Origin of the sequence: Enterobacter sp. MGH120 (genome assembly GCF_001037725.1) — a bacterium.
GTDB classification, from domain to species: domain Bacteria; phylum Pseudomonadota; class Gammaproteobacteria; order Enterobacterales; family Enterobacteriaceae; genus Enterobacter; species Enterobacter hormaechei_C.
The window spans coordinates 688,255-707,748 of record NZ_KQ089940.1; the positions used below are offsets into that span (position 1 = coordinate 688,255).

19 protein-coding genes are annotated in these 19,494 nt (G+C 57.4%); 13 read left to right on the forward strand and 6 right to left on the reverse strand.

The window, feature by feature from the left end; all coding sequences use genetic code 11:
- The first annotated feature begins 26 nt into the window (after positions 1–26).
- On the forward strand, positions 27–2,069 hold the full coding sequence (gene prlC, locus SK54_RS03130) for an oligopeptidase A (protein WP_048246723.1): 2,043 nt from the start codon (positions 27–29) through the stop codon (positions 2,067–2,069).
- Between the two features lie 7 nt (positions 2,070–2,076).
- On the forward strand, positions 2,077–2,829 hold the full coding sequence (gene rsmJ, locus SK54_RS03135) for a 16S rRNA (guanine(1516)-N(2))-methyltransferase RsmJ (RefSeq protein ID WP_017693818.1): 753 nt from the start codon (positions 2,077–2,079) through the stop codon (positions 2,827–2,829).
- Positions 2,830–2,962: 133 nt separating this feature from the next.
- On the opposite strand, the gene uspA is transcribed toward rsmJ, so the two are convergent.
- On the reverse strand, positions 2,963–3,400 hold the full coding sequence (gene uspA, locus SK54_RS03140) for a universal stress protein UspA (protein WP_003861223.1): 438 nt from the start codon (positions 3,398–3,400) through the stop codon (positions 2,963–2,965).
- 283 nt (positions 3,401–3,683) lie between these two features.
- Here uspA and uspB point away from each other — a divergent pair, with 283 nt between their 5' ends.
- Positions 3,684–4,019, forward strand: a complete 336-nt coding sequence (uspB, locus tag SK54_RS03145) for a universal stress protein UspB (protein WP_003861224.1) — start codon at positions 3,684–3,686, stop codon at positions 4,017–4,019.
- A 54-nt stretch (positions 4,020–4,073) separates the two neighbouring features.
- Here uspB and pitA read toward each other — a convergent pair whose 3' ends face one another.
- Positions 4,074–5,573 (reverse strand): inorganic phosphate transporter PitA, encoded by a 1,500-nt coding sequence (pitA, locus tag SK54_RS03150; protein WP_048246725.1) that lies wholly within the window; start codon positions 5,571–5,573, stop codon positions 4,074–4,076.
- A gap of 228 nt (positions 5,574–5,801) precedes the next feature.
- Here pitA and SK54_RS03155 point away from each other — a divergent pair, with 228 nt between their 5' ends.
- Positions 5,802–7,001: a BaiN/RdsA family NAD(P)/FAD-dependent oxidoreductase gene (locus SK54_RS03155; RefSeq protein WP_003861226.1), complete on the forward strand. Its 1,200-nt coding sequence runs from the start codon at positions 5,802–5,804 to the stop codon at positions 6,999–7,001.
- A gap of 87 nt (positions 7,002–7,088) precedes the next feature.
- Positions 7,089–8,114, forward strand: coding sequence for a TerC/Alx family metal homeostasis membrane protein (locus SK54_RS03160; RefSeq protein WP_015571505.1), 1,026 nt, complete (start codon positions 7,089–7,091; stop codon positions 8,112–8,114).
- 60 nt (positions 8,115–8,174) lie between these two features.
- Here SK54_RS03160 and SK54_RS03165 read toward each other — a convergent pair whose 3' ends face one another.
- The 3 genes from SK54_RS03165 to SK54_RS03175 form a co-directional block, all read right to left on the reverse strand.
- A complete protein-coding gene (locus SK54_RS03165) occupies positions 8,175–8,837 on the reverse strand; it encodes an HAD family hydrolase (RefSeq protein ID WP_003861228.1) in 663 nt (220 codons plus the stop codon).
- A 106-nt stretch (positions 8,838–8,943) separates the two neighbouring features.
- On the reverse strand, positions 8,944–9,738 hold the full coding sequence (locus tag SK54_RS03170; RefSeq protein WP_017384097.1) for an SDR family NAD(P)-dependent oxidoreductase: 795 nt from the start codon (positions 9,736–9,738) through the stop codon (positions 8,944–8,946).
- Positions 9,739–9,770: 32 nt separating this feature from the next.
- Positions 9,771–10,652, reverse strand: a complete 882-nt coding sequence (locus tag SK54_RS03175; RefSeq protein ID WP_023304577.1) for a LysR family transcriptional regulator — start codon at positions 10,650–10,652, stop codon at positions 9,771–9,773.
- Between the two features lie 99 nt (positions 10,653–10,751).
- Here SK54_RS03175 and SK54_RS03180 point away from each other — a divergent pair, with 99 nt between their 5' ends.
- The 8 genes from SK54_RS03180 to arnF all read left to right on the forward strand — a co-directional run bounded on the left by SK54_RS03180 (position 10,752) and on the right by arnF (position 18,928).
- Complete coding sequence (locus SK54_RS03180; protein ID WP_017384099.1) at positions 10,752–11,258, forward strand: phenolic acid decarboxylase; 507 nt, start codon at positions 10,752–10,754, stop codon at positions 11,256–11,258.
- Between the two features lie 324 nt (positions 11,259–11,582).
- Entirely contained in the window at positions 11,583–12,722 is a 1,140-nt protein-coding gene (arnB, locus tag SK54_RS03185; protein ID WP_023304576.1) for a UDP-4-amino-4-deoxy-L-arabinose aminotransferase, read from the forward strand.
- A 1-nt stretch (position 12,723) separates the two neighbouring features.
- On the forward strand, positions 12,724–13,707 hold the full coding sequence (gene arnC / locus SK54_RS03190) for an undecaprenyl-phosphate 4-deoxy-4-formamido-L-arabinose transferase (protein WP_017693824.1): 984 nt from the start codon (positions 12,724–12,726) through the stop codon (positions 13,705–13,707).
- Positions 13,704–15,686: a bifunctional UDP-4-amino-4-deoxy-L-arabinose formyltransferase/UDP-glucuronic acid oxidase ArnA gene (gene arnA, locus SK54_RS03195; RefSeq protein ID WP_015571500.1), complete on the forward strand. Its 1,983-nt coding sequence runs from the start codon at positions 13,704–13,706 to the stop codon at positions 15,684–15,686. The genes arnC and arnA overlap by 4 nt, the downstream gene beginning before the upstream one ends.
- On the forward strand, positions 15,683–16,585 hold the full coding sequence (arnD, locus tag SK54_RS03200; protein ID WP_048246727.1) for a 4-deoxy-4-formamido-L-arabinose-phosphoundecaprenol deformylase: 903 nt from the start codon (positions 15,683–15,685) through the stop codon (positions 16,583–16,585). Before arnA ends, arnD begins: the two co-directional genes overlap by 4 nt.
- Positions 16,582–18,225: a lipid IV(A) 4-amino-4-deoxy-L-arabinosyltransferase gene (gene arnT / locus SK54_RS03205; RefSeq protein ID WP_015571498.1), complete on the forward strand. Its 1,644-nt coding sequence runs from the start codon at positions 16,582–16,584 to the stop codon at positions 18,223–18,225. Before arnD ends, arnT begins: the two co-directional genes overlap by 4 nt.
- On the forward strand, positions 18,225–18,548 hold the full coding sequence (gene arnE, locus SK54_RS03210) for a 4-amino-4-deoxy-L-arabinose-phosphoundecaprenol flippase subunit ArnE (protein WP_015571497.1): 324 nt from the start codon (positions 18,225–18,227) through the stop codon (positions 18,546–18,548). Before arnT ends, arnE begins: the two co-directional genes overlap by 1 nt.
- Complete coding sequence (arnF, locus tag SK54_RS03215) at positions 18,545–18,928, forward strand: 4-amino-4-deoxy-L-arabinose-phosphoundecaprenol flippase subunit ArnF (protein ID WP_048246729.1); 384 nt, start codon at positions 18,545–18,547, stop codon at positions 18,926–18,928. Before arnE ends, arnF begins: the two co-directional genes overlap by 4 nt.
- Here the strand turns inward: arnF and acpT are convergent.
- Positions 18,900–19,493 carry a 4'-phosphopantetheinyl transferase AcpT gene (gene acpT, locus SK54_RS03220; protein WP_015571496.1) on the reverse strand — a complete coding sequence of 198 codons (594 nt, stop codon included), beginning with the start codon at positions 19,491–19,493 and terminating at the stop codon, positions 18,900–18,902. The two genes, arnF and acpT, sit on opposite strands and share 29 nt — an antisense overlap.
- Position 19,494 lies beyond the last annotated feature (1 nt).

The window sequence follows — 19,494 nt, forward strand, 5'->3', positions numbered from 1 at the left end:
TCATCTATTTCAACAGGACAGCGTTTATGACCAATCCATTACTGACGCCTTTTTCGTTGCCACCGTTTTCTAAAATCCTCCCTGAGCATGTGGTTCCGGCCGTTACCCAGTCGCTGAACAACTGCCGTGCGGCGGTAGAAAACGTGGTCGCGCAGGGCGCGCCGTACACCTGGGAAAATCTGTGTCAGCCGCTGGCCGAAGTGGACGACGTGCTGGGGCGTATCTTCTCCCCGGTGAGTCACCTGAACTCGGTGAAAAACAGCCCGGAGCTGCGTGAGGCCTACGAACAGACCCTGCCGCTGCTCTCTGAGTACAGCACCTGGATCGGTCAGCATGAGGGGCTCTACAAAGCCTACCGCGACCTGCGCGACGGCGACCACTATGCCGAACTGAACACGGCGCAGAAAAAATCGGTCGATAACGCCCTGCGTGATTTCGAACTGTCCGGGATTGGCCTGCCAAAAGAAAAACAGGTTCGCTACGGCGAAATCGCCGCGCGCCTGTCCGAGCTGGGCAACCAGTACAGCAACAACGTCCTCGACGCCACCATGGGCTGGACGAAGCTGATTACCGATGAATCTGAACTGGCGGGTATGCCGGAAAGCGCGCTGGCGGCGGCAAAAGCCCAGGCCGAAGCGAAAGAGCAGGAAGGCTTCCTGTTAACGCTGGATATCCCAAGCTATCTGCCGGTGATGACCTACTGCGACAACCAGGCCCTGCGCGAAGAGATGTACCGCGCCTACAGCACCCGCGCCTCCGATCAGGGGCCGAATGCCGGTAAGTGGGATAACAGCCCGGTGATGGCGGAGATCCTCGCCCTGCGCCACGAGCTGGCACAGCTGCTGGGCTTCGACAGCTATGCCGATAAATCCCTTGCCACCAAAATGGCCGAGAACCCACAGCAGGTGCTCGACTTCCTGACCGATCTGGCGAAACGCGCCCGTCCTCAGGGTGAAAAAGAACTGGCTCAGCTGCGCGCCTTTGCGAAAGCGGAGTTCGGCGTGGACGAGCTTCAGCCGTGGGATATCGCGTACTACAGCGAAAAACAGAAACAGCATCTCTACAGCATCAGCGACGAACAGCTGCGTCCGTACTTCCCGGAAAACAAAGCCGTTAACGGCCTGTTCGAGGTGGTGAAACGCATCTACGGCATTACCGCGAAAGAGCGTACCGACATCGACGTCTGGCATCCGGACGTGCGCTTCTTCGAGCTGTATGACGAGAAAAACGAGCTGCGCGGCAGCTTCTATCTGGATCTTTACGCGCGTGAAAACAAACGTGGCGGGGCGTGGATGGACGACTGCGTGGGCCAGATGCGTAAAGCGGATGGTTCCCTGCAAAAACCGGTCGCCTACCTGACCTGTAACTTCAACCGCCCGGTGAGCGGCAAACCTGCGCTGTTTACCCACGATGAAGTGATCACCCTGTTCCACGAGTTCGGTCACGGCCTGCACCACATGCTGACCCGCATCGAAACCGCTGGCGTCGCCGGTATCAGCGGTGTGCCATGGGATGCGGTCGAGCTGCCAAGCCAGTTTATGGAAAACTGGTGCTGGGAGCCGGACGCGCTGGCATTTATCTCCGGCCATTACGAAACGGGCGAACCGCTGCCGAAAGAACTGCTGGATAAAATGCTGGCGGCGAAAAACTACCAGGCGGCGATGTTCATCCTGCGTCAGCTGGAGTTCGGCCTGTTCGACTTCCGCCTGCACGCCGAGTTCAGCCCGGAGCAGGGGGCGAAAATCCTCGAAACCCTGGCTGAGATTAAAAAGCAGGTCGCGGTTATTCCAGGCCCGACCTGGGGACGCTTCCCGCACGCGTTCAGCCATATCTTCGCAGGCGGGTACGCCGCAGGCTACTACAGCTACCTGTGGGCCGACGTGCTGGCGGCAGATGCCTTCTCGCGCTTCGAAGAAGAGGGGATTTTCAACCGCGAAACCGGTCAGTCGTTCCTTGATAACATCCTGACGCGCGGCGGTTCAGAAGAGCCTATGGAGCTGTTCAAACGCTTCCGTGGCCGCGAGCCGCAGCTGGATGCGATGCTGGAGCATTACGGAATCAAAGGCTGATTGCTACGTGAAGATCTGCTTAGTAGATGAAACAGGCGCCGGGGACGGCGCCTTATCTGTTCTGGCGGCCCGCTGGGGGCTGGAACATGATGAAGACAACCTGATGGCGCTGGTGATGACGCCGGAACATCTGGAGCTGCGCAAGCTCGATGAGCCAAAGCTTGGCGGGATTTTTGTCGATTTTGTCGGCGGCGCGATGGCGCACCGGCGTAAGTTTGGCGGCGGTCGCGGTGAAGCGGTGGCCAAAGCGGTCGGCATTAAAGGCAGCTATCTGCCGGACGTGGTGGATGCCACGGCGGGGCTGGGGCGCGATGCCTTTGTGCTGGCGTCTGTCGGCTGTCGGGTGCGGATGCTGGAGCGTAATCCAGTTGTCGCCGCGCTGCTCGACGACGGGCTGACGCGGGGCTACGCGGACCCGGAAATCGGCCCGTGGTTACAGGAACGTTTGCAACTTATTCATGCCTCCAGCCTGACGGCGCTGACCGATATCACCCCGCGCCCGCAGGTGGTCTATCTCGACCCCATGTTCCCGCATAAGCAGAAAAGCGCGCTGGTGAAGAAAGAGATGCGGGTGTTTCAGTCTCTGGTGGGGCCAGATTTAGATGCCGATGGCCTGCTGGAGCCGGCTCGTCAGCTGGCGACGAAGCGGGTGGTGGTGAAGCGGCCGGACTATGCGCCGCCGCTGGCGGACGTTGCGACCACTAACGCGGTGACCACCAAAGGACACCGATTTGATATTTATTCGGGAACGCCAGAATAGTGCGGGCTGATGCCCTCACCCTAACCCTCTCCCACAGGGAGAGGGAACAAACATTAAAAACGGCAACCGTGTTGCCGTTTTGCTTTTACCTTGTAGGCCCGGTAAGCGTTAGCGCCACCGGGCTTTTTTGCACTTACTCGTCTTCTTCGTCACGCAGTGGAACAATCAGCATATCCACGTGTACGGTGTTAATCAGCTGGCGCGCGGAAGACATCAGCTTGCTCCAGAAGTCCTGGTGATGACCGCATACCACCAGGTCCATATCGTATTTCTTAATCGCATCAACCAGCACCTGGCCCAGATCGCCGCTACCGCTTAAGGTTTCAGTGATTGGATAGCCCGCGTTGGTAGAAAGCTCGCTCAGCGCGTGATGAGTCTCTTCGGAGATGCGTTTCTGCATATCGCCGAGATTCACGTCGATCAGACCGGTGTAGAGGTCGGAGTAATTCACATCAACGTGAATCAGCGAAACTTTCGCGTTGTAGGGACGTGCCATGGATACTGCTTTATCAACCAGCACTTTACTCTCCGGGGAGAGGTCTACCGCGATGAGAATGTGTTTGTAAGCCATAGTGTTACTCCTTCCTTAAGTTATCGATGACTAAATGGGAAAGCCGTCGTCTGATGCTTTCATTACGGCCCAGTTAAACATATTTTTCAAGCTTTGGTGTTGATAACGATTAACCTTGTGGCAAAAAAATTAACGGATCTCCTACACTATTTAATGAGCCGTTCGGATATTAAAACGCGAACCGGATCGACTTTTAGTCATTCTTTCACTGAACTGTCTGTCAGGGCATTGGGGTGCGGTAGCTCAGAAGCCTTGCTTCGTGGGCGGACGCCGGGGAGGATGTATGATTAGCACCGTCGCATTGTTTTGGGCGTTATGCGTGGTTTGCATAGTGAATATGGCGCGCTACTTCTCATCGTTACGTGCGCTGTTAGTGGTACTTCGTGGTTGCGATCCGTTGCTTTATCAGTATGTGGACGGTGGAGGGTTCTTCACCTCGCACGGACAGCCCAGCAAGCAGATGCGTCTGGTGGGGTATATCTACTACCAACGCTACCGCGATCACCACGATGAAGAGTTTATCCGTCGCTGCGAGCGCCTGCGTCGTCAGTTCATTTTGACCAGCGCCCTGTGTGGTCTGGTTGTGGTGAGTATGATTGCGCTGATGATTTGGCACTGAGCATAAAAAAAGCGGGCCAGTTTCCTGACCCGCTTTTTTGTCGCCTTCAGCCGATTAAATCAGCTTCAGCGAAATCCAGTACAGACCGCCAGACAGCAGGATGGACGCCGGGAGGGTGAACACCCAGGCCATCAGAATGTTGGTCACGGTTTTACGCTGCAAACCGCCGCCGTCAACAATCATGGTACCTGCCACGGACGAAGAGAGTACGTGGGTGGTGGAGACTGGCATACCGGTGTAGCTCGCCAGACCGATAGATACCGCTGCCGTCATCTGCGCGGACATACCCTGCGCATAGGTCATGCCTTTCTTACCGATCTTCTCACCGATGGTGGTCGCCACACGACGCCAGCCAATCATCGTACCGATACCCAGCGCCAGCGCGACCGCCATGATGATCCAGATTGGCGCGTACTCAATGGTGTTGAGCATATCGCCTTTCAGTTTCTTCAGCAGACGTTGGTCGTCAGCATTAACCTCTGGCAGCTTCGCGACTTTATCCGTCACGTCGGAGATACAGAGCATGATGCGACGCAGTTGACCACGCTGTTCAACAGCCAGTTTGTCATAGCTTTCGATATCGGCCAGCATACCTTTCGCACGTTCCAGCGCGTTAATCGCGTTTGCCGGATGGCAATGGAACTCGCCCGGTGCCGTCGTTGCGCCTGACTCCGGAGAAGGAATCAGCTGGTCCACGCCGGTCGCTTTCTTCAGCAAATCAGGATGCTGCTGGAAGTAAGTCTCAACGTTGTTAACCGCATCACGGGTACGGGTGATTTCGTAACCGGAGGCGTTCATGTTAACCACGAAGCCCGCCGGTGCGACGCCAATCAGAACCAGCATCACCAGACCGATACCTTTCTGACCATCGTTCGCGCCATGAGAGAAGGCGACGCCAATAGCGGAAATGATCAGCGCGATACGCGTCCAGAACGGCGGCTTTTTCTTGCCGTCTTTCTTCTCACGCTCTGCTGGCGTCAGGTGGATACGCGCACGTTTTTTCGTGTTGCTCCAGTAGCGACGCAGGATGAAAATCAAGCCACCTGCCACCACCAGACCGACGATAGGGGAGACGATGAGCGAAGCGAAAATCCCCAGCACTTTCGGGATATTCAGCGCATCAACGACGGAGGTCCCGGTCATCAGGGCATTGGTTAACCCGATACCGATAATCGCGCCGATGAGGGTGTGAGAGCTGGATGCCGGCAGGCCGAAATACCAGGTACCGAGGTTCCAGATAATCGCAGCAAGCAGCATTGAGAACACCATGGCCAGGCCATGACCGGAACTCACGTTAAGCAGCAGATCCGTTGGCAGCATATGCACAATGGCATACGCAACGCTCAGTCCGCCCAGGAGGACACCAAAAAAGTTAAATACCGCCGCCATCACGACCGCAAGCTGCGATCGCATTGCGCGAGTGTAGATAACCGTTGCTACTGCGTTTGCAGTGTCGTGGAAGCCGTTGATCGCTTCGTAAAACAGCACAAAAACCAGAGCAAGCAATAATAAAAGCCCGGTATGTAAATCCAGGCCGGCAAACAAATGTAGCATAGGACGTTACGCCATTTTGAGGACATGAACGCGGCGCATTATCCAGGACAAATGCGCAACGGGCAAAGTGAAATATAGACTTTTTTTGACATACCACCTGATTTGAGAAATGTGCCTGAAAGGATAATCTTTAAATATCAATGAAATGGCTTTGTAATATCTTTTTACGCTGGTGCGACCACTGAGGAAACTTTACAATCCGCGGCAGTTAACGAAGAGGATTTTGACGTGGAAAGGTTTGATGCCGTAGTAATTGGCGCCGGTGCGGCGGGTATGTTTTGTGCGGCGATGGCCGGACAAGCGGGTCGTCGCGTGCTGCTGCTGGATAACGGAAAAAAGCCTGGCCGCAAGATCCTGATGTCTGGCGGCGGGCGATGCAACTTTACTAATCTTTATGTCGAGCCTGCGGCCTATTTGAGCCAGAACCGTCATTTTTGCAAATCTGCGCTGGCGCGCTACACCCAGTGGGATTTTATCGAGCTGGTGGGTAAACACGGTATCGCGTGGCATGAGAAGACGCTGGGACAGCTGTTCTGCGACGACTCCGCGCAGCAAATTGTCGATATGCTGGTGGCCGAGTGCGAAAAAGGCGGCGTAGTTATGCGCCTGCGCACCGAAGTGCTGGACGTCGCCCGTGACGAGCAGGGCTACACGCTGCAACTCAACGGTGAAACCGTCAGCGCCGATAACCTGGTGATCGCCAGCGGCGGCCTCTCGATGCCGGGGCTGGGCGCTTCACCGTTCGGCTATAAAATTGCCGAGCAGTTTGGCCTGAAGGTACTGCCCACCCGCGCCGGGCTGGTACCGTTCACGCTGCATAAGCCGCTGCTGGAACAGCTTCAGACGCTCTCCGGCGTGTCTGTGCCGTCGGTCATTACGGCCGAAGACGGCACGGTGTTCCGCGAAAATCTGCTCTTTACCCATCGCGGACTCTCGGGCCCGGCGGTATTGCAGATCTCCAGCTACTGGCAGCCGGGGGAGTTTGTCTCCGTAAACCTGGTGCCGGACTGCGATCTGGACGCCTTCCTTAACGAGCAACGCGCTGCGCACCCGAATCAAAGCCTGAAAAATACCCTGGCGATGCAGCTGCCGAAGCGTCTCGTGGAGTGCTTGCAGGTGTTAGGGCAAATTCCGGATGTCGCGCTCAAGCAGCTCAACAGCCGCGAGCAGGAAACGCTGGTGGAGACGCTGACGAACTGGCGCGTACAGCCAAACGGCACCGAAGGTTACCGCACGGCGGAAGTGACGCTGGGCGGCGTGGATACAAACGAACTCTCATCCCGCACGATGGAAGCCCGCAACGTGCCGGGTCTTTATTTCATTGGTGAAGTGATGGACGTGACCGGCTGGCTCGGCGGGTATAACTTCCAGTGGGCGTGGGCCAGTGCCTGGGCATGCGCGCAGGCACTTGCTGAAAAGAACGGTTAATATTTATTTTTTTAGCGTGCTGCGTCCTTAACGGGTCCACGCTTTTTATTGTGTGCATGGTGTTTTGTCTTCTTAAAAGGGTTGTCTATGTCTGCTGCTCATCTCGGTTTCCCGACGGAAACCGTTGTTGTCTTCGTGGTGATGGCCGTTGGGGCGATGTTTATCGACCTCTTCATGCACCGTCACGATAAACCGATCTCGCTGAAAAGCGCGGTCATGTGGTCCATCTTCTGGGTCATGATGGCGATGGCCTTCGCCGGATTCTTATACGTGCACCACGGCGCGGAGATGGCCAGTCTGTTCCTGACCGGCTATGCGCTGGAAGAGGTGCTCTCCGTCGACAACCTGTTTGTGATGATGGCGATCTTCGCCTGGTTCGGCGTGCCGGATAGATATCGTCACCGCGTGCTCTACTGGGGCGTGCTCGGGGCGATTGTGTTCCGTGGTATTTTTGTTGCCATTGGCACCAGCCTGCTGAGCCTGGGACCGTATGTTGAGGTCATTTTTGCGCTGGTCGTCGGCTGGACGGCGGTGATGATGCTGAAACGCAATGAAGAGAGCGATGAAGTAGAAGATTACTCCAACCATCTGGCGTACCGCCTGGTGAAACGCTTCTACCCGGTGTGGCCAAAAATCAGCAGCCATGCGTTTATCCTGACCCAGAAAGAGGTGGATGCCGAACTGGAGAAACCTGAAAACAAGGATGTGATGGTAGGCCGCGTGAAGAAGGCGAAGCGCTACGCGACGCCGCTGCTGCTCTGCGTCGCGGTGGTGGAGCTGTCCGACGTGATGTTCGCCTTCGATTCCGTACCCGCAATCATTGCCGTCAGCCGTGAGCCGCTGATCATCTACAGCGCCATGATGTTCGCGATCCTCGGCCTGCGTACCCTCTACTTCGTGCTGGAAGCGCTGAAGCAGTATCTGGTGCATCTGGAGAAAGCGGTAGTGTTACTGCTGTTCTTCGTGGCGTTCAAGCTGGGGCTGAATGCGACCGACCACTTCTGGCATCACGGTTATAACATCGGCGCCACGGCAAGCCTGTTTGTGGTGCTGGGGGTACTGGCGCTGGGGATTATTGCGAGCGTGATGTTCCCGGGAAAACGTGAGGCCTGATGTACCGCTTTTCTCCCTCTCCCTGTGGGAGAGGGCCGGGGTGAGGGCACCGGGCCGCACCTAACCCTTAATTGGTGAATTTCGGCGCTTGCTCGGATGATGAAAATGCCGCCAGTGCGGATCCTGCGCCGCCGCCAGCAACTCGTGGTCGCCACGCGTGTCGCCCCAGGCGCGCAGGTGATACGCGTTCAAATCCCCATACACCTTCTCCAGCCTCGCCACCTTCTGGGCACAACGGCAGTTGTGGCCGGTGATCCGCCCGGTCAGCTTGCCGTCTTTCACTTCCAGCTGCGTGCCAATCAGCTTAATGCCGAGCTTATCGGCCCACGGCTGCAATACCAGCGCCGGGGAAGCAGAGCAAATCGTCACTTCCGCACCGGAATTGACCTCGTTGGCGACGGCCAGCACACCTTCCGGGCGCATCAGCTTGTTCCAGTATTTTTCACAGAAGGCTTCCGCCTGCTGACGTAACCAGTGCTCATCCACCCCCGTCAGGAAGGTTTTGATCAACACCTCTTTCAGCTCATCTCGCGTCAGCTTGCGGCGCACACAGTGCAGCGTAGGCAGGGCCATGCGCACCAGTCGGCCAGCAAAGTAGCGCTTGCCAAAGGCAAAGCGCAGGAACGGGATAAAACTGTCGTGGTGCGTCAACGTACCATCAAAGTCAAAGACAGAGAGCACGCTGGACTTCGCCACGGCTTCGTCGGCAATCATATTGGTCATAAATACGTCTTAGCTGAAATACACATTCTGTTCACTAGTTTACCTGCTTTACCTTCACAGTCCTTATATCAGGTCGCATTTTTTCCTGAACCTGTGGCCTGACGGGTCAAACAATGTCATCCACCACGCCGCCGTCAACGCGCAGCGCCGCGCCGGAAGTCGCGGAGGCCTGCATGGAACAGACATATACCACCATATTTGCCACTTCTTCCACCGTGGCAGCGCGCTGGATCACCGAGCTGGGGCGATTCGCCATCACGAACTCTTTCGCCAGCTGTTCCAGCGATTTACCGGTTCTTTCGATCTCGTCTTTCATCATCGCGGCAAAACCGTCCGACATTGTCGGGCCCGGCAGCACGCTGTTCACCGTCACGCCACTGCCTGCCACGAACTTCGCCAGACCGCGCGCCAGCGAGAGCTGGGCGGTTTTTGTCACGCCATAGTGGATCATATCCGCAGGAATATTGCATGCCGATTCCGACGAGATAAACACTACCCGACCCCAGCCCTTTTGTACCATGCCGGGCAGCAGGGCACGAGAGAGGCGCACGCCGGACATCACGTTGGTCTGCCAGTAGCGTTCCCAGGTCTCGTCGTCGGTGGAATAAAAATCCTGCTGGCCATAGATCCCGGCGTTATTCACCAGAATATCGACGTGCGAGGCGACCCTGAGCAGTTCGTCAACGCCCTCCTGCGAGCTCAGATCGGCGATGGCGGCACGGACCTGTACGCCAGGCACCACCTGCTGTAGCGCCTGAATGCCTTTGTTCACCGAGTCGACGCTGCGCCCGTTCACGATCACTTCCGCACCGCTCTCCGCCAGCCCGCGGGCGATGGCAAACCCAATACCGCCGGTGGACGCGGTCACCAGCGCTACTTTCCCCGTTAAATCAATTTTCATCATTCGCTCCTTGTCATCTTATGGTTCAAAACTTAAAGCGTAGCAGTTGACGATGACGGCTCCTGTTTAAAAAGGCGCAACAGCGTCTCAACCTGCTCGTCCAGCGGGCTGAGGGAGCGTTTGACGATGAGGTGCAGCGGCGTGGCGCGACGTACGCCGTGGCTGAGCGGCAGCGTTTTAAGGATGCCCTGCTGGAGCGGGGTCTGAATGCGTTCTTCCGGTAACCAGCCGTATCCAACCTGATACATCACCGCTTCGATCGCGGCATCGATGGTGGAGAAGGTCCACGACTCCCCGGTAGAGTGAGCGGTGGGCTGGCTGTCTGCGATCTGAATGCGCGGCCACGGTCGTAGCATCTCGTCGTTAAGCGGTGTATCCAGCGCAAACAGCGGGTGAGCGTGATGCGCGACGGCAACAAAATCGATATTCATCAGCCATTCCCCCAGGCCGGTAATGTCCTGGCGGCGGGTTAAGACCATCACGTCGGCTTCATCATTGAGCGCATCCGCGCGGCTGTTTTCCAGCACCTCGGTAAGCCGCACCTGCGTTTGCGGGTACAGCTGCTGAAACTGGCGCAAAATCGCGAACAGCCGGCTGCGCGGAAAAATACTGTCTACCATCAGGTCGATACGGGTTCGCATCCCGCTGCGCAGGGTCGCAGCGCGCGTTTCAACATAGGCGAAGGCTTTCAGCAGCGGTTTAACCTGATTCAGCAACAGCTCACCCGCCGGTGTCAGCACGGCACGCCGTCCCTCTGTCATCAGGAGCGCCACGCCCAGCCGTTCCTGCAAAAGCGACAGGTTATAGCTGACCGAGGACTGGCTGCGGTGGGTCTCTTCCGCCGCCTTAGCGAAGCTGCCCGCCTCGATGACTCTCTCCAGCAAGGCCCATTGTTCGAGCGTCGTCTTGTGCATAATTAATCTAAATTTTGGATGAATTTGATTCAAACATAGCGTTATTCATTCATTTTTTGAAGGGGTACGATCGTCTCATCAAAACAAAGGAGACATCTTATGAGCACCTTCGATAAACATGATTTAAGCGGCTTCGTCGGTAAACATCTGGTATATACCTACGATAATGGCTGGAACTACGAAATTTACGTTAAAAACGAAAACACCCTGGACTACCGTATTCACAGTGGTCTGGTGGGCAACCGTTGGGTGAAAGATCAGCAGGCCTACATTGTCCGTGTTGGGGAGAGCATCTATAAAATTTCCTGGACGGAGCCAACCGGTACCGACGTGAGCCTGATCGTGAACCTGGGAGACAGCCTGTTCCACGGCACCATCTTCTTCCCGCGCTGGGTCATGAATAATCCGGAAAAAACCGTCTGCTTCCAGAACGATCACATTCCACTGATGAATAGCTACCGTGATGCCGGGCCAGCGTATCCAACCGAAGTGATTGATGAATTTGCCACCATCACCTTCGTGCGCGACTGCGGTGCGAATGACGACAGCGTTATTGCGTGCGCGGCCAGCGAGTTGCCAAAAAACTTTCCTGATAATTTAAAATAAGCGCGACAATTAACTAAAAAGAAAAGTTCCCGACTCATTTCATATTTATTGGAAATGGTCGGGGATTTTTTTATTTGTTGATGTTTGGTTTAGATAATTGACTTTAATACGGTGAGCGGAATCACATAATAAATAATTCATAATTACTTAACCTATTGTTTAATAATAAATTTATATCAATTCATTCCTCCTTTTTATCACCATCTTAATTTTTCCCTAAGAAATGAACGTTACCTTGAGATGAGTTTATGGTTCGTTGAAATAAACGCATCGGCATTTGGTTAATATCAAAAAGTTGCCATGCATAACTCAAGGAAATTAATAATGCGTGATTTTTTGCCTTTTTCCCGGCCCTCAATGGGCGCGGAGGAAATCGCCGCGGTCCAGGAGGTAGTAACCTCCGGCTGGATCACCACCGGGCCGAAAAATCAGATGCTTGAAGAGGCGTTCTGTACGCTGACGGGAAACCGTCATGCGATTGCCGTCTCCTCTGCCACGGCGGGGATGCACGTCACCCTGATGGCGATGGGGATTGGTCCCGGCGATGAGGTGATTACGCCCTCCCTGACCTGGGTATCGACGCTGAATATGATCGTGCTGCTGGGTGCCATACCGGTGATGATCGACGTCGACAGAGACACGCTGATGGTGACGCCTGAAGCGGTCGACGCCGCCGTTACGCCTCGCACCAAAGCCATTGTGCCGGTTCATTATGCGGGTGCGCCGTGCGATATTGACGCCATCCGCGCCGTCGGTGAACGTCACGGTATTCCTGTCATTGAAGACGCGGCCCATGCCGCCGGAACGTACTACCACAGCCGTCATGTGGGCTGGCGGGGCACCGCAATTTTCTCCTTCCACGCCATCAAAAACATGACCTGCGCCGAAGGTGGGCTGGTGGTGACGGATGACGAGCAGCTGGCGCAAAACATCCGTAGCCTGAAGTTCCACGGTCTGGGCGTTGATGCCTATGACCGCCAGACCCATGGCCGCGCGCCGCAGGCCGAGGTCATCACCCCGGGTTTTAAATACAACCTCGCGGATATCAACGCCGCGCTGGCGCTGGTGCAGCTCGGCAAGCTGGGCGAAGCCAACAGGCGCCGTCGCGACATTGCCGACCGCTATCGGCTTGAACTCTCGGATACCCCTTTCCAGCCGCTGCGCATTCCGTCCTGGCCGCATCTGCACGCCTGGCACCTGTTTATCATTCGCGTGGATGAGGCCCGGTGCGGCCTCTCGCGTGATGCCCTGATGGCCGCGCTGAAGGAGCAGGGCATCGGTACGGGCCTGCATTTCCGTGCGGCACATACGCAAAAATACTACCGCGAGCGTTTCCCTGATGTGTCGCTTCCGAACTCTGAATGGAACAGCGCGCGTATTTGTTCTCTCCCTCTTTTCCCGGACATGACCCATGACGACACAACCCGCGTCATTACCGCGCTCCATCAGCTTGCAGGACATTGATATGTTCAGTGCGCCGCCTGTACAAAAAGTTTCCGTGGTGATCCCGGTCTATAACGAGCAGGAGAGCCTGCCGGAACTGATCCGCCGCACGACTGCCGCCTGCGAGACGCTCGGCAAAGCTTATGAAATTCTGCTGGTGGACGACGGCAGCAGCGACGACTCCGCGCGGATGCTGACCGACGCCGCGCAAGCGGAGGGCAGCCACATTGTTGCCGTACTGCTCAACCGTAACTACGGCCAGCACTCGGCAATTATGGCCGGGTTCAGCCACGTTACGGGCGATCTGGTGATCACCCTGGATGCTGATCTGCAAAACCCGCCGGAAGAGATCCCGCGTCTGGTCGCCAAAGCCGACGAAGGCTACGACGTGGTCGGCACCGTGCGGCAAAACCGCCAGGACAGCCTGTTCCGTAAGCTGGCGTCTCGCACCATCAACCGTCTGATCCAGCGCACCACCGGTAAAGCGATGGGCGACTACGGCTGCATGCTGCGCGCCTATCGCCGCCACATCGTCGACGCCATGCTGCACTGCCACGAGCGCAGCACCTTCATTCCGATTCTGGCGAACACCTTTGCCCGTAAAGCGACGGAGATCCCGGTGCTGCACGCCGAGCGCGAGCACGGGGAGTCAAAATACAGCTTCATGCGTCTGATCAACCTGATGTACGACCTGATCACCTGCCTGACCACCACGCCGCTGCGCCTGTTGAGCGTGTTCGGCAGCGTTATCGCGCTGGCCGGGTTTGCGCTTTCCGTTCTGCTGGTCGTTCTGCGGCTGGTCTTTGGTCCCCAGTGGGCGGCGGAAGGGGTCTTTATGCTGTTTGCCGTGCTGTTCACGTTCATTGGCGCCCAGTTCATCGGTATGGGTCTGCTGGGTGAGTACATTGGCCGTATTTACAACGATGTTCGCGCGCGTCCGCGCTATTTTATTCAACGTGTTGTCCGTCAGGAGCACCTGGCATCTCAAGAGGAAAACCACCCATGAAAACCGTCGTCTTTGCCTATCACGATATGGGTTGCACGGGCACGCAAGCCTTGCTGGACGCAGGCTTCGACATTACCGCCATCTTCACCCATCCGGATGTTGCCGGGGAAAACCACTTCTTCGGCTCGGTGGCGCGTATTGCGGCTGAACACGGTATTCCGGTTTACGCCCCGGACGATGTGAACCATCCGCTGTGGGTGGATCGCATTCAGAAACTCGCGCCGGACGTGATTTTCTCTTTCTACTACCGCAATCTGCTTTGCGACGACATCCTGAGCGTGGCGACAAAAGGCGCATTTAACCTGCACGGCTCGCTGCTGCCTGCCTACCGTGGCCGTGCGCCGCTGAACTGGGCGCTGGTTAACGGTGAAACGGAAACCGGCGTAACGCTGCACAAAATGGTACGCCGTGCCGATGCGGGCGGTATCGTGGCACAGCTGAAAGTGGGCATTGGCGCTGATGAAACGGCGCTGGAGCTGCACCACAAGCTCTGCATCGCCGCGCAAAGCCTGCTTCGCGACGCGCTGCCGACGATCCGTCAGGGGACTTTTACCGAAACCGCGCAGGACGAAAGCAAGGCAAGCAGTTTTGGTCGCCGCACGCCGGAGGACGGGCGACTGGACTGGGCGAAACCGGCGCGTCAGCTGCATAACCTGGTGCGCGCCGTGACCGACCCGTGGCCGGGCGCGTACAGCTTCGCCGGGGTCAGTAAATTTATCGTCTGGAAATCCCGCGTGCGTGAGGACATTCCGGCGGCAAAACCGGGCACCGTCATCTCCGTCTCTCCGCTGATTGTGAGCTGCGGCGAGCAGGCGCTGGAGATCGTCACCGGACAAACGGATAACGGGCTGTACGTGCAGGGGGCGCAGCTGGCGCAGTCTCTTGGGCTGGTGGCGGGGGCGCTGATCACCAGCGCGCCGGTGGTGGCGATCAAACGCCGCACGCGCGTCTTAATCCTCGGCGTGAACGGGTTTATCGGTAACCATCTGACCGAACGGCTGCTGGAAGACGACAATTACGAGATCTACGGTCTCGATATCGGATCCGATGCGATCGGTCGATTCCTCACTAATCCCCGTTTCCACTTCGTTGAAGGGGACATCAGCATCCATTCCGAATGGATCGAGTACCACATCAAAAAATGTGACGTGGTGCTGCCGCTGGTGGCGATTGCCACCCCGATTGAATACACCCGTAACCCGCTGCGCGTGTTCGAACTCGATTTCGAAGAGAACCTGAAGATTATCCGCGACTGCGTGAAATACGATAAGCGCATCATCTTCCCGTCGACGTCGGAAGTGTACGGCATGTGTACCGACAATAACTTCGATGAAGACACCTCCAGTCTGGTGGTCGGGCCGATTAACAAGCAGCGCTGGATCTACTCCGTCTCCAAACAGCTGCTGGACCGCGTGATCTGGGCATACGGTGAGAAAGAGGGGCTACGCTTTACCCTGTTCCGCCCGTTTAACTGGATGGGGCCGCGCCTGGACAACCTGAACGCCGCGCGTATCGGCAGCTCCCGCGCTATCACCCAGCTGATCCTCAACCTGGTGGAAGGTTCGCCCATTAAGCTGATTGAAGGTGGCAAACAGAAACGTTGCTTCACCGATATCAGCGACGGTATTGAAGCGCTGTTCCGCATCATCGAAAACAAAGACGGCCGCTGTAACGGAGAGATCATCAACATCGGTAACCCGGACAACGAAGCGAGCATCCGCGAGCTGGCGGAAATGCTGCTGGCAAGCTTTGAACGTCACCCGCTGCGCAGCCAGTTCCCGCCGTTTGCCGGTTTCCGCGAAGTGGAGAGCAGCAGCTACTACGGCAAGGGTTATCAGGACGTTGAGCACCGCAAGCCGAGCATCCGCAATGCGAAGCGCTGCCTGAACTGGACGCCGACGGTGAAGATGGAGCAGACCATTGATGAAACGCTCGACTTCTTCCTGCGCACCGTGGAGCTGTCGGAACAGGCATCATGAAAAAGGTCGGTTTACGCATTGACGTCGACACCTTTCGCGGCACGCGTGAGGGTGTGCCGCGGCTGCTGGAACTGCTAAGCAAGCACGACGTGCGCGCGACGCTTTTCTTCAGCGTCGGGCCAGACAACATGGGGCGTCATCTGTGGCGCCTGGTTAAACCGGCCTTTCTGTACAAAATGCTGCGCTCGCGCGCGGCATCGCTCTACGGCTGGGATATCCTGCTGGCCGGAACCGCATGGCCCGGCAGGCGCATCGGCGCGGAAAATGAAGCGATCATCTGCAAGGCCGCGCAGCATCATGAAGTGGGGCTGCACGCCTGGGATCACCATGCCTGGCAGGCCTGGGCGGGCGTGTGGGATATCCCCCGCCTGGCGCGTGAGGTTGAGCGCGGCGTGCTGGAGCTGGAAGCCATTACCGGCCAGCCTGTGCGCTGTTCCGCCGTGGCGGGATGGCGGGCCGACCAGCGCGTGGTGAAGGCCAAAGAGCGCTTTGCCTTTCGCTACAACAGCGATTGCCGGGGCACCGGACCGTTTTTACCGCTGCTGGGGGAAAACCGAACCGGCACGGTGCAGATTCCGGTCACCCTTCCGACGTGGGATGAAGTGGTCGGGCGCGAGGTGAGTGCCGACAGGTTTAACCGTTACATTCTGGATGCGATGCACCGCGATGCCGGTACGCCGGTTTATACCATCCATGCCGAAGTGGAAGGCATTGCGTATCAGCAGGATTTCGACGCGTTGCTTGCGCTGGCGGCGCAGGAGGGCATTCAGTTCTGCCCGTTAAGCCAGCTGTTGCCGGAGGATCCTGGCACGCTGCCCCTGGGAAAAATCGTCCGTCGTGAAATGGCTGGCCGGGAAGGCTGGCTTGGCTATCAACAAACCGTGAGCCCGGCACTATGAAAACAGCCCGCTATGGCCTGACGCTTCTCGCCCTGTTTGTCGTTTACTACCTCCTTCCGGTCAACCTTCGCCTGTTATGGCAGCCTGATGAAACGCGCTATGCGGAAATCAGCCGCGAAATGCTGGCCTCCGGCGATTGGGTGGTCCCGCATTTCCTCGGGCTGCGTTACTTTGAAAAACCCATTGCCGGTTACTGGGTGAACAGCATCGGGCAATGGCTATTTGGACACACCAATTTTGCCGTTCGCGCGGGGGCGATATTCTGCACCGGGCTGACGGCGCTGCTGGTGATCTGGCTGGCCTGGCGTCTCTGGCAGGATAAGCGGGTGGCGATCTTCTCCGGCCTGATCTTCTTAACCCTGTTCCTGGTCTATGGCATCGGCACCTACGCCGTGCTGGATCCCATTATCACCCTCTGGCTGGTGGCGGCTATGTGCAGCTTCTGGCTGGCTTCGCAGGCGAAAACGATAGCCGGAAAAGCGGGGGGCTACATTCTGCTGGGGCTGGCCTGCGGCATGGGCGTCATGACCAAAGGCTTCCTGGCGCTGGCGGTACCGGTGATTGGCGTGCTGCCGTGGGTGATTGCGCAACGACGCTGGAAGGAGGTGCTGGTTTTCGGCTGGCTGGCGATCCTCAGCTGCGTACTTATCGTCCTGCCCTGGGGGCTGGCAATCGCTCAGCGTGAACCCGATTTCTGGCGTTACTTCTTCTGGGTGGAGCATATCCAGCGCTTTGCCCGGAGCGATGCCCAGCATAAAGCGCCGTTCTGGTACTATCTGCCGTTCCTCATCGCGGGAAGTCTGCCGTGGCTGGCGATGCTGCCGGGCTCGCTGCGCCTGGGATGGCGAGACAGAGAAAACGAGAGGGCGGGGCTTTATCTGCTGGGCTGGATAGTGATGCCGCTGCTGTTCTTCAGCATCGCCAAAGGCAAGCTGCCGACCTATATCCTGCCGTGCTTTGCGCCGCTGGCGATCCTGATGGCGCGCTACGCCTGCACCGTCGCCGAAAAAGCGTTACGTATTAACGGTGGGATCAATATCGCGTTTGGCGTGCTTGGCATGCTGGCGGCGCTGGTGGTATCGCCATGGGGGCTTGCTAAACATCCGGTCTGGACACCGGTCGAATTGTACAAAGTCTTCTGTGCCGTGGTGGCGTTTCTGGTCTGGGCCTCGGTGGGCTGGTTTACCCTTAAAAATCCGCAGCGCTGGTGGCTGGCGGCGCTTTGCCCTGCCGGGCTGGCGCTGCTGGTGGGTTTTGCGATCCCGGACCGGGTAGTGGATTCCAAACAGCCGCAGTCGCTGGTGGATTCCGTTCGCGAGCCATTACAGATGAGTAAATTCGTCCTGGCGAACAACGTTGGTATAGCCTCCGGGCTGGCGTGGGAGCTTCAGCGTAATGACATCATTTTGTATGGGCAGAGCGGTGAGCTGAAATACGGCCTGGATTATCCGGACGCTAAGGGGCGTTTTGTGAGCAAAGATGATATCGCGCACTGGCTTGAAGCGCATCGTCAGCAGGGACCGGTGTCGCTGGTGATCCTGCTGTCGAAAAACGACGACCTGGCCCGCGCCGGGCTGCCAAAACCGGACAACCTGACGATTCAGGGGCGTCTGGCTTACCTGCAATATCTGCCGCAGTGATGGCCTGGATCTGGCTGGTGCTGGCAAGCCTGTTGAGCTGCGCAGGTCAACTGTGCCAGAAACAGGCGACCCGGGCAGGCGGCGGTCAGCAGGTCGCCCTGTGGCTTGGGCTGGCCCTGCTGATGCTGGGTGGCGGGATGGTTGCCTGGCTGGTGGTATTGCAGCATCTGCCCGTCGGGGTGGCGTACCCCATGCTGAGCCTTAACTTTGTCTGGGTAACGCTGGCGGCAAAAATCGTCTGGCATGAGCCTGTCCCGCTACGTCACTGGCTGGGCGTCGGGTTAATTATCGTCGGGGTTATTTTGCTGGGAGGAAGCCTGTGAACGGTGCGTGTTGGGCGTTATGCAGCGTAGTGTTAGTCAGCGTGGCGCAGCTGCTGCTGCGTCATGCGATGATGACGCTGCCCCCGATGAGCGACGCTTTCTGGGCAGCCCTCTGGCATATAGTCCCCGGTACGGGCGCGCTGATGCTGGGGCTGACAGGCTATTGCGCCTCAATGGGCTGCTGGTATCTGGCATTGCATCGTATGGCGCTCAGCAAAGCGTATGCCTTGCTGAGCCTCAGTTACATCCTGGTGTGGAGTGCTGCAATTTTACTGCCCGGCTGGGGAGAACACTTTTCCTGGCGCGGGCTGGCGGGCGTCGGCTTGATTATACTCGGCGTGCTGGTCATTTTTATGCCGCAGAAATACCGGAGTAAGTAACCGCTTCCGCCGTTAAGGTGAAAGGCGTAGGGGTACAGACCGCCAGGCTCAGCGAGCCGAAGCGTAGCTGACTGACCGGGAGGGTCTGGGCGGTGCTGTCAATACTGACAATCTGCCACGCGCTGCCGCCACGCTGTTTGACGATCGCCTCTTTGCGCGTCCAGATGCGCCAGAATGCGGAAAGCTGCTCTTCCGGCGCTTCACGTTCCAGCTCGTCATGTTCGGTGAGGCTGAAAACGGCATTCGCCAGCGCCTGCCAGTTCTCCCGCGGGCGGATCACTTCGATATCGCAGCCCACTTCACCTTCATCGCTCATCAGCAGGGCAATGTCGTCCCCGCTGTGGCTCAGGTTAAACCACAGCGGATGGCCGTTAGCGAAGGCCGGTTTTCCCTGCTCGCCGTAAATTATCTCGGGAAGCGGTGAGGGGGATAACGTTCTGGCGAGCAGCGTCCGGCCTGCAAGCCAGGAAGCGTGTCGTGCACCCTGAGGTGCCATGTCTGCGAGCGTTGACGCCAGCGGGTCCGCGCTAAGGGTGGAGATCTTTCCCAGTACAAACTGGTACATA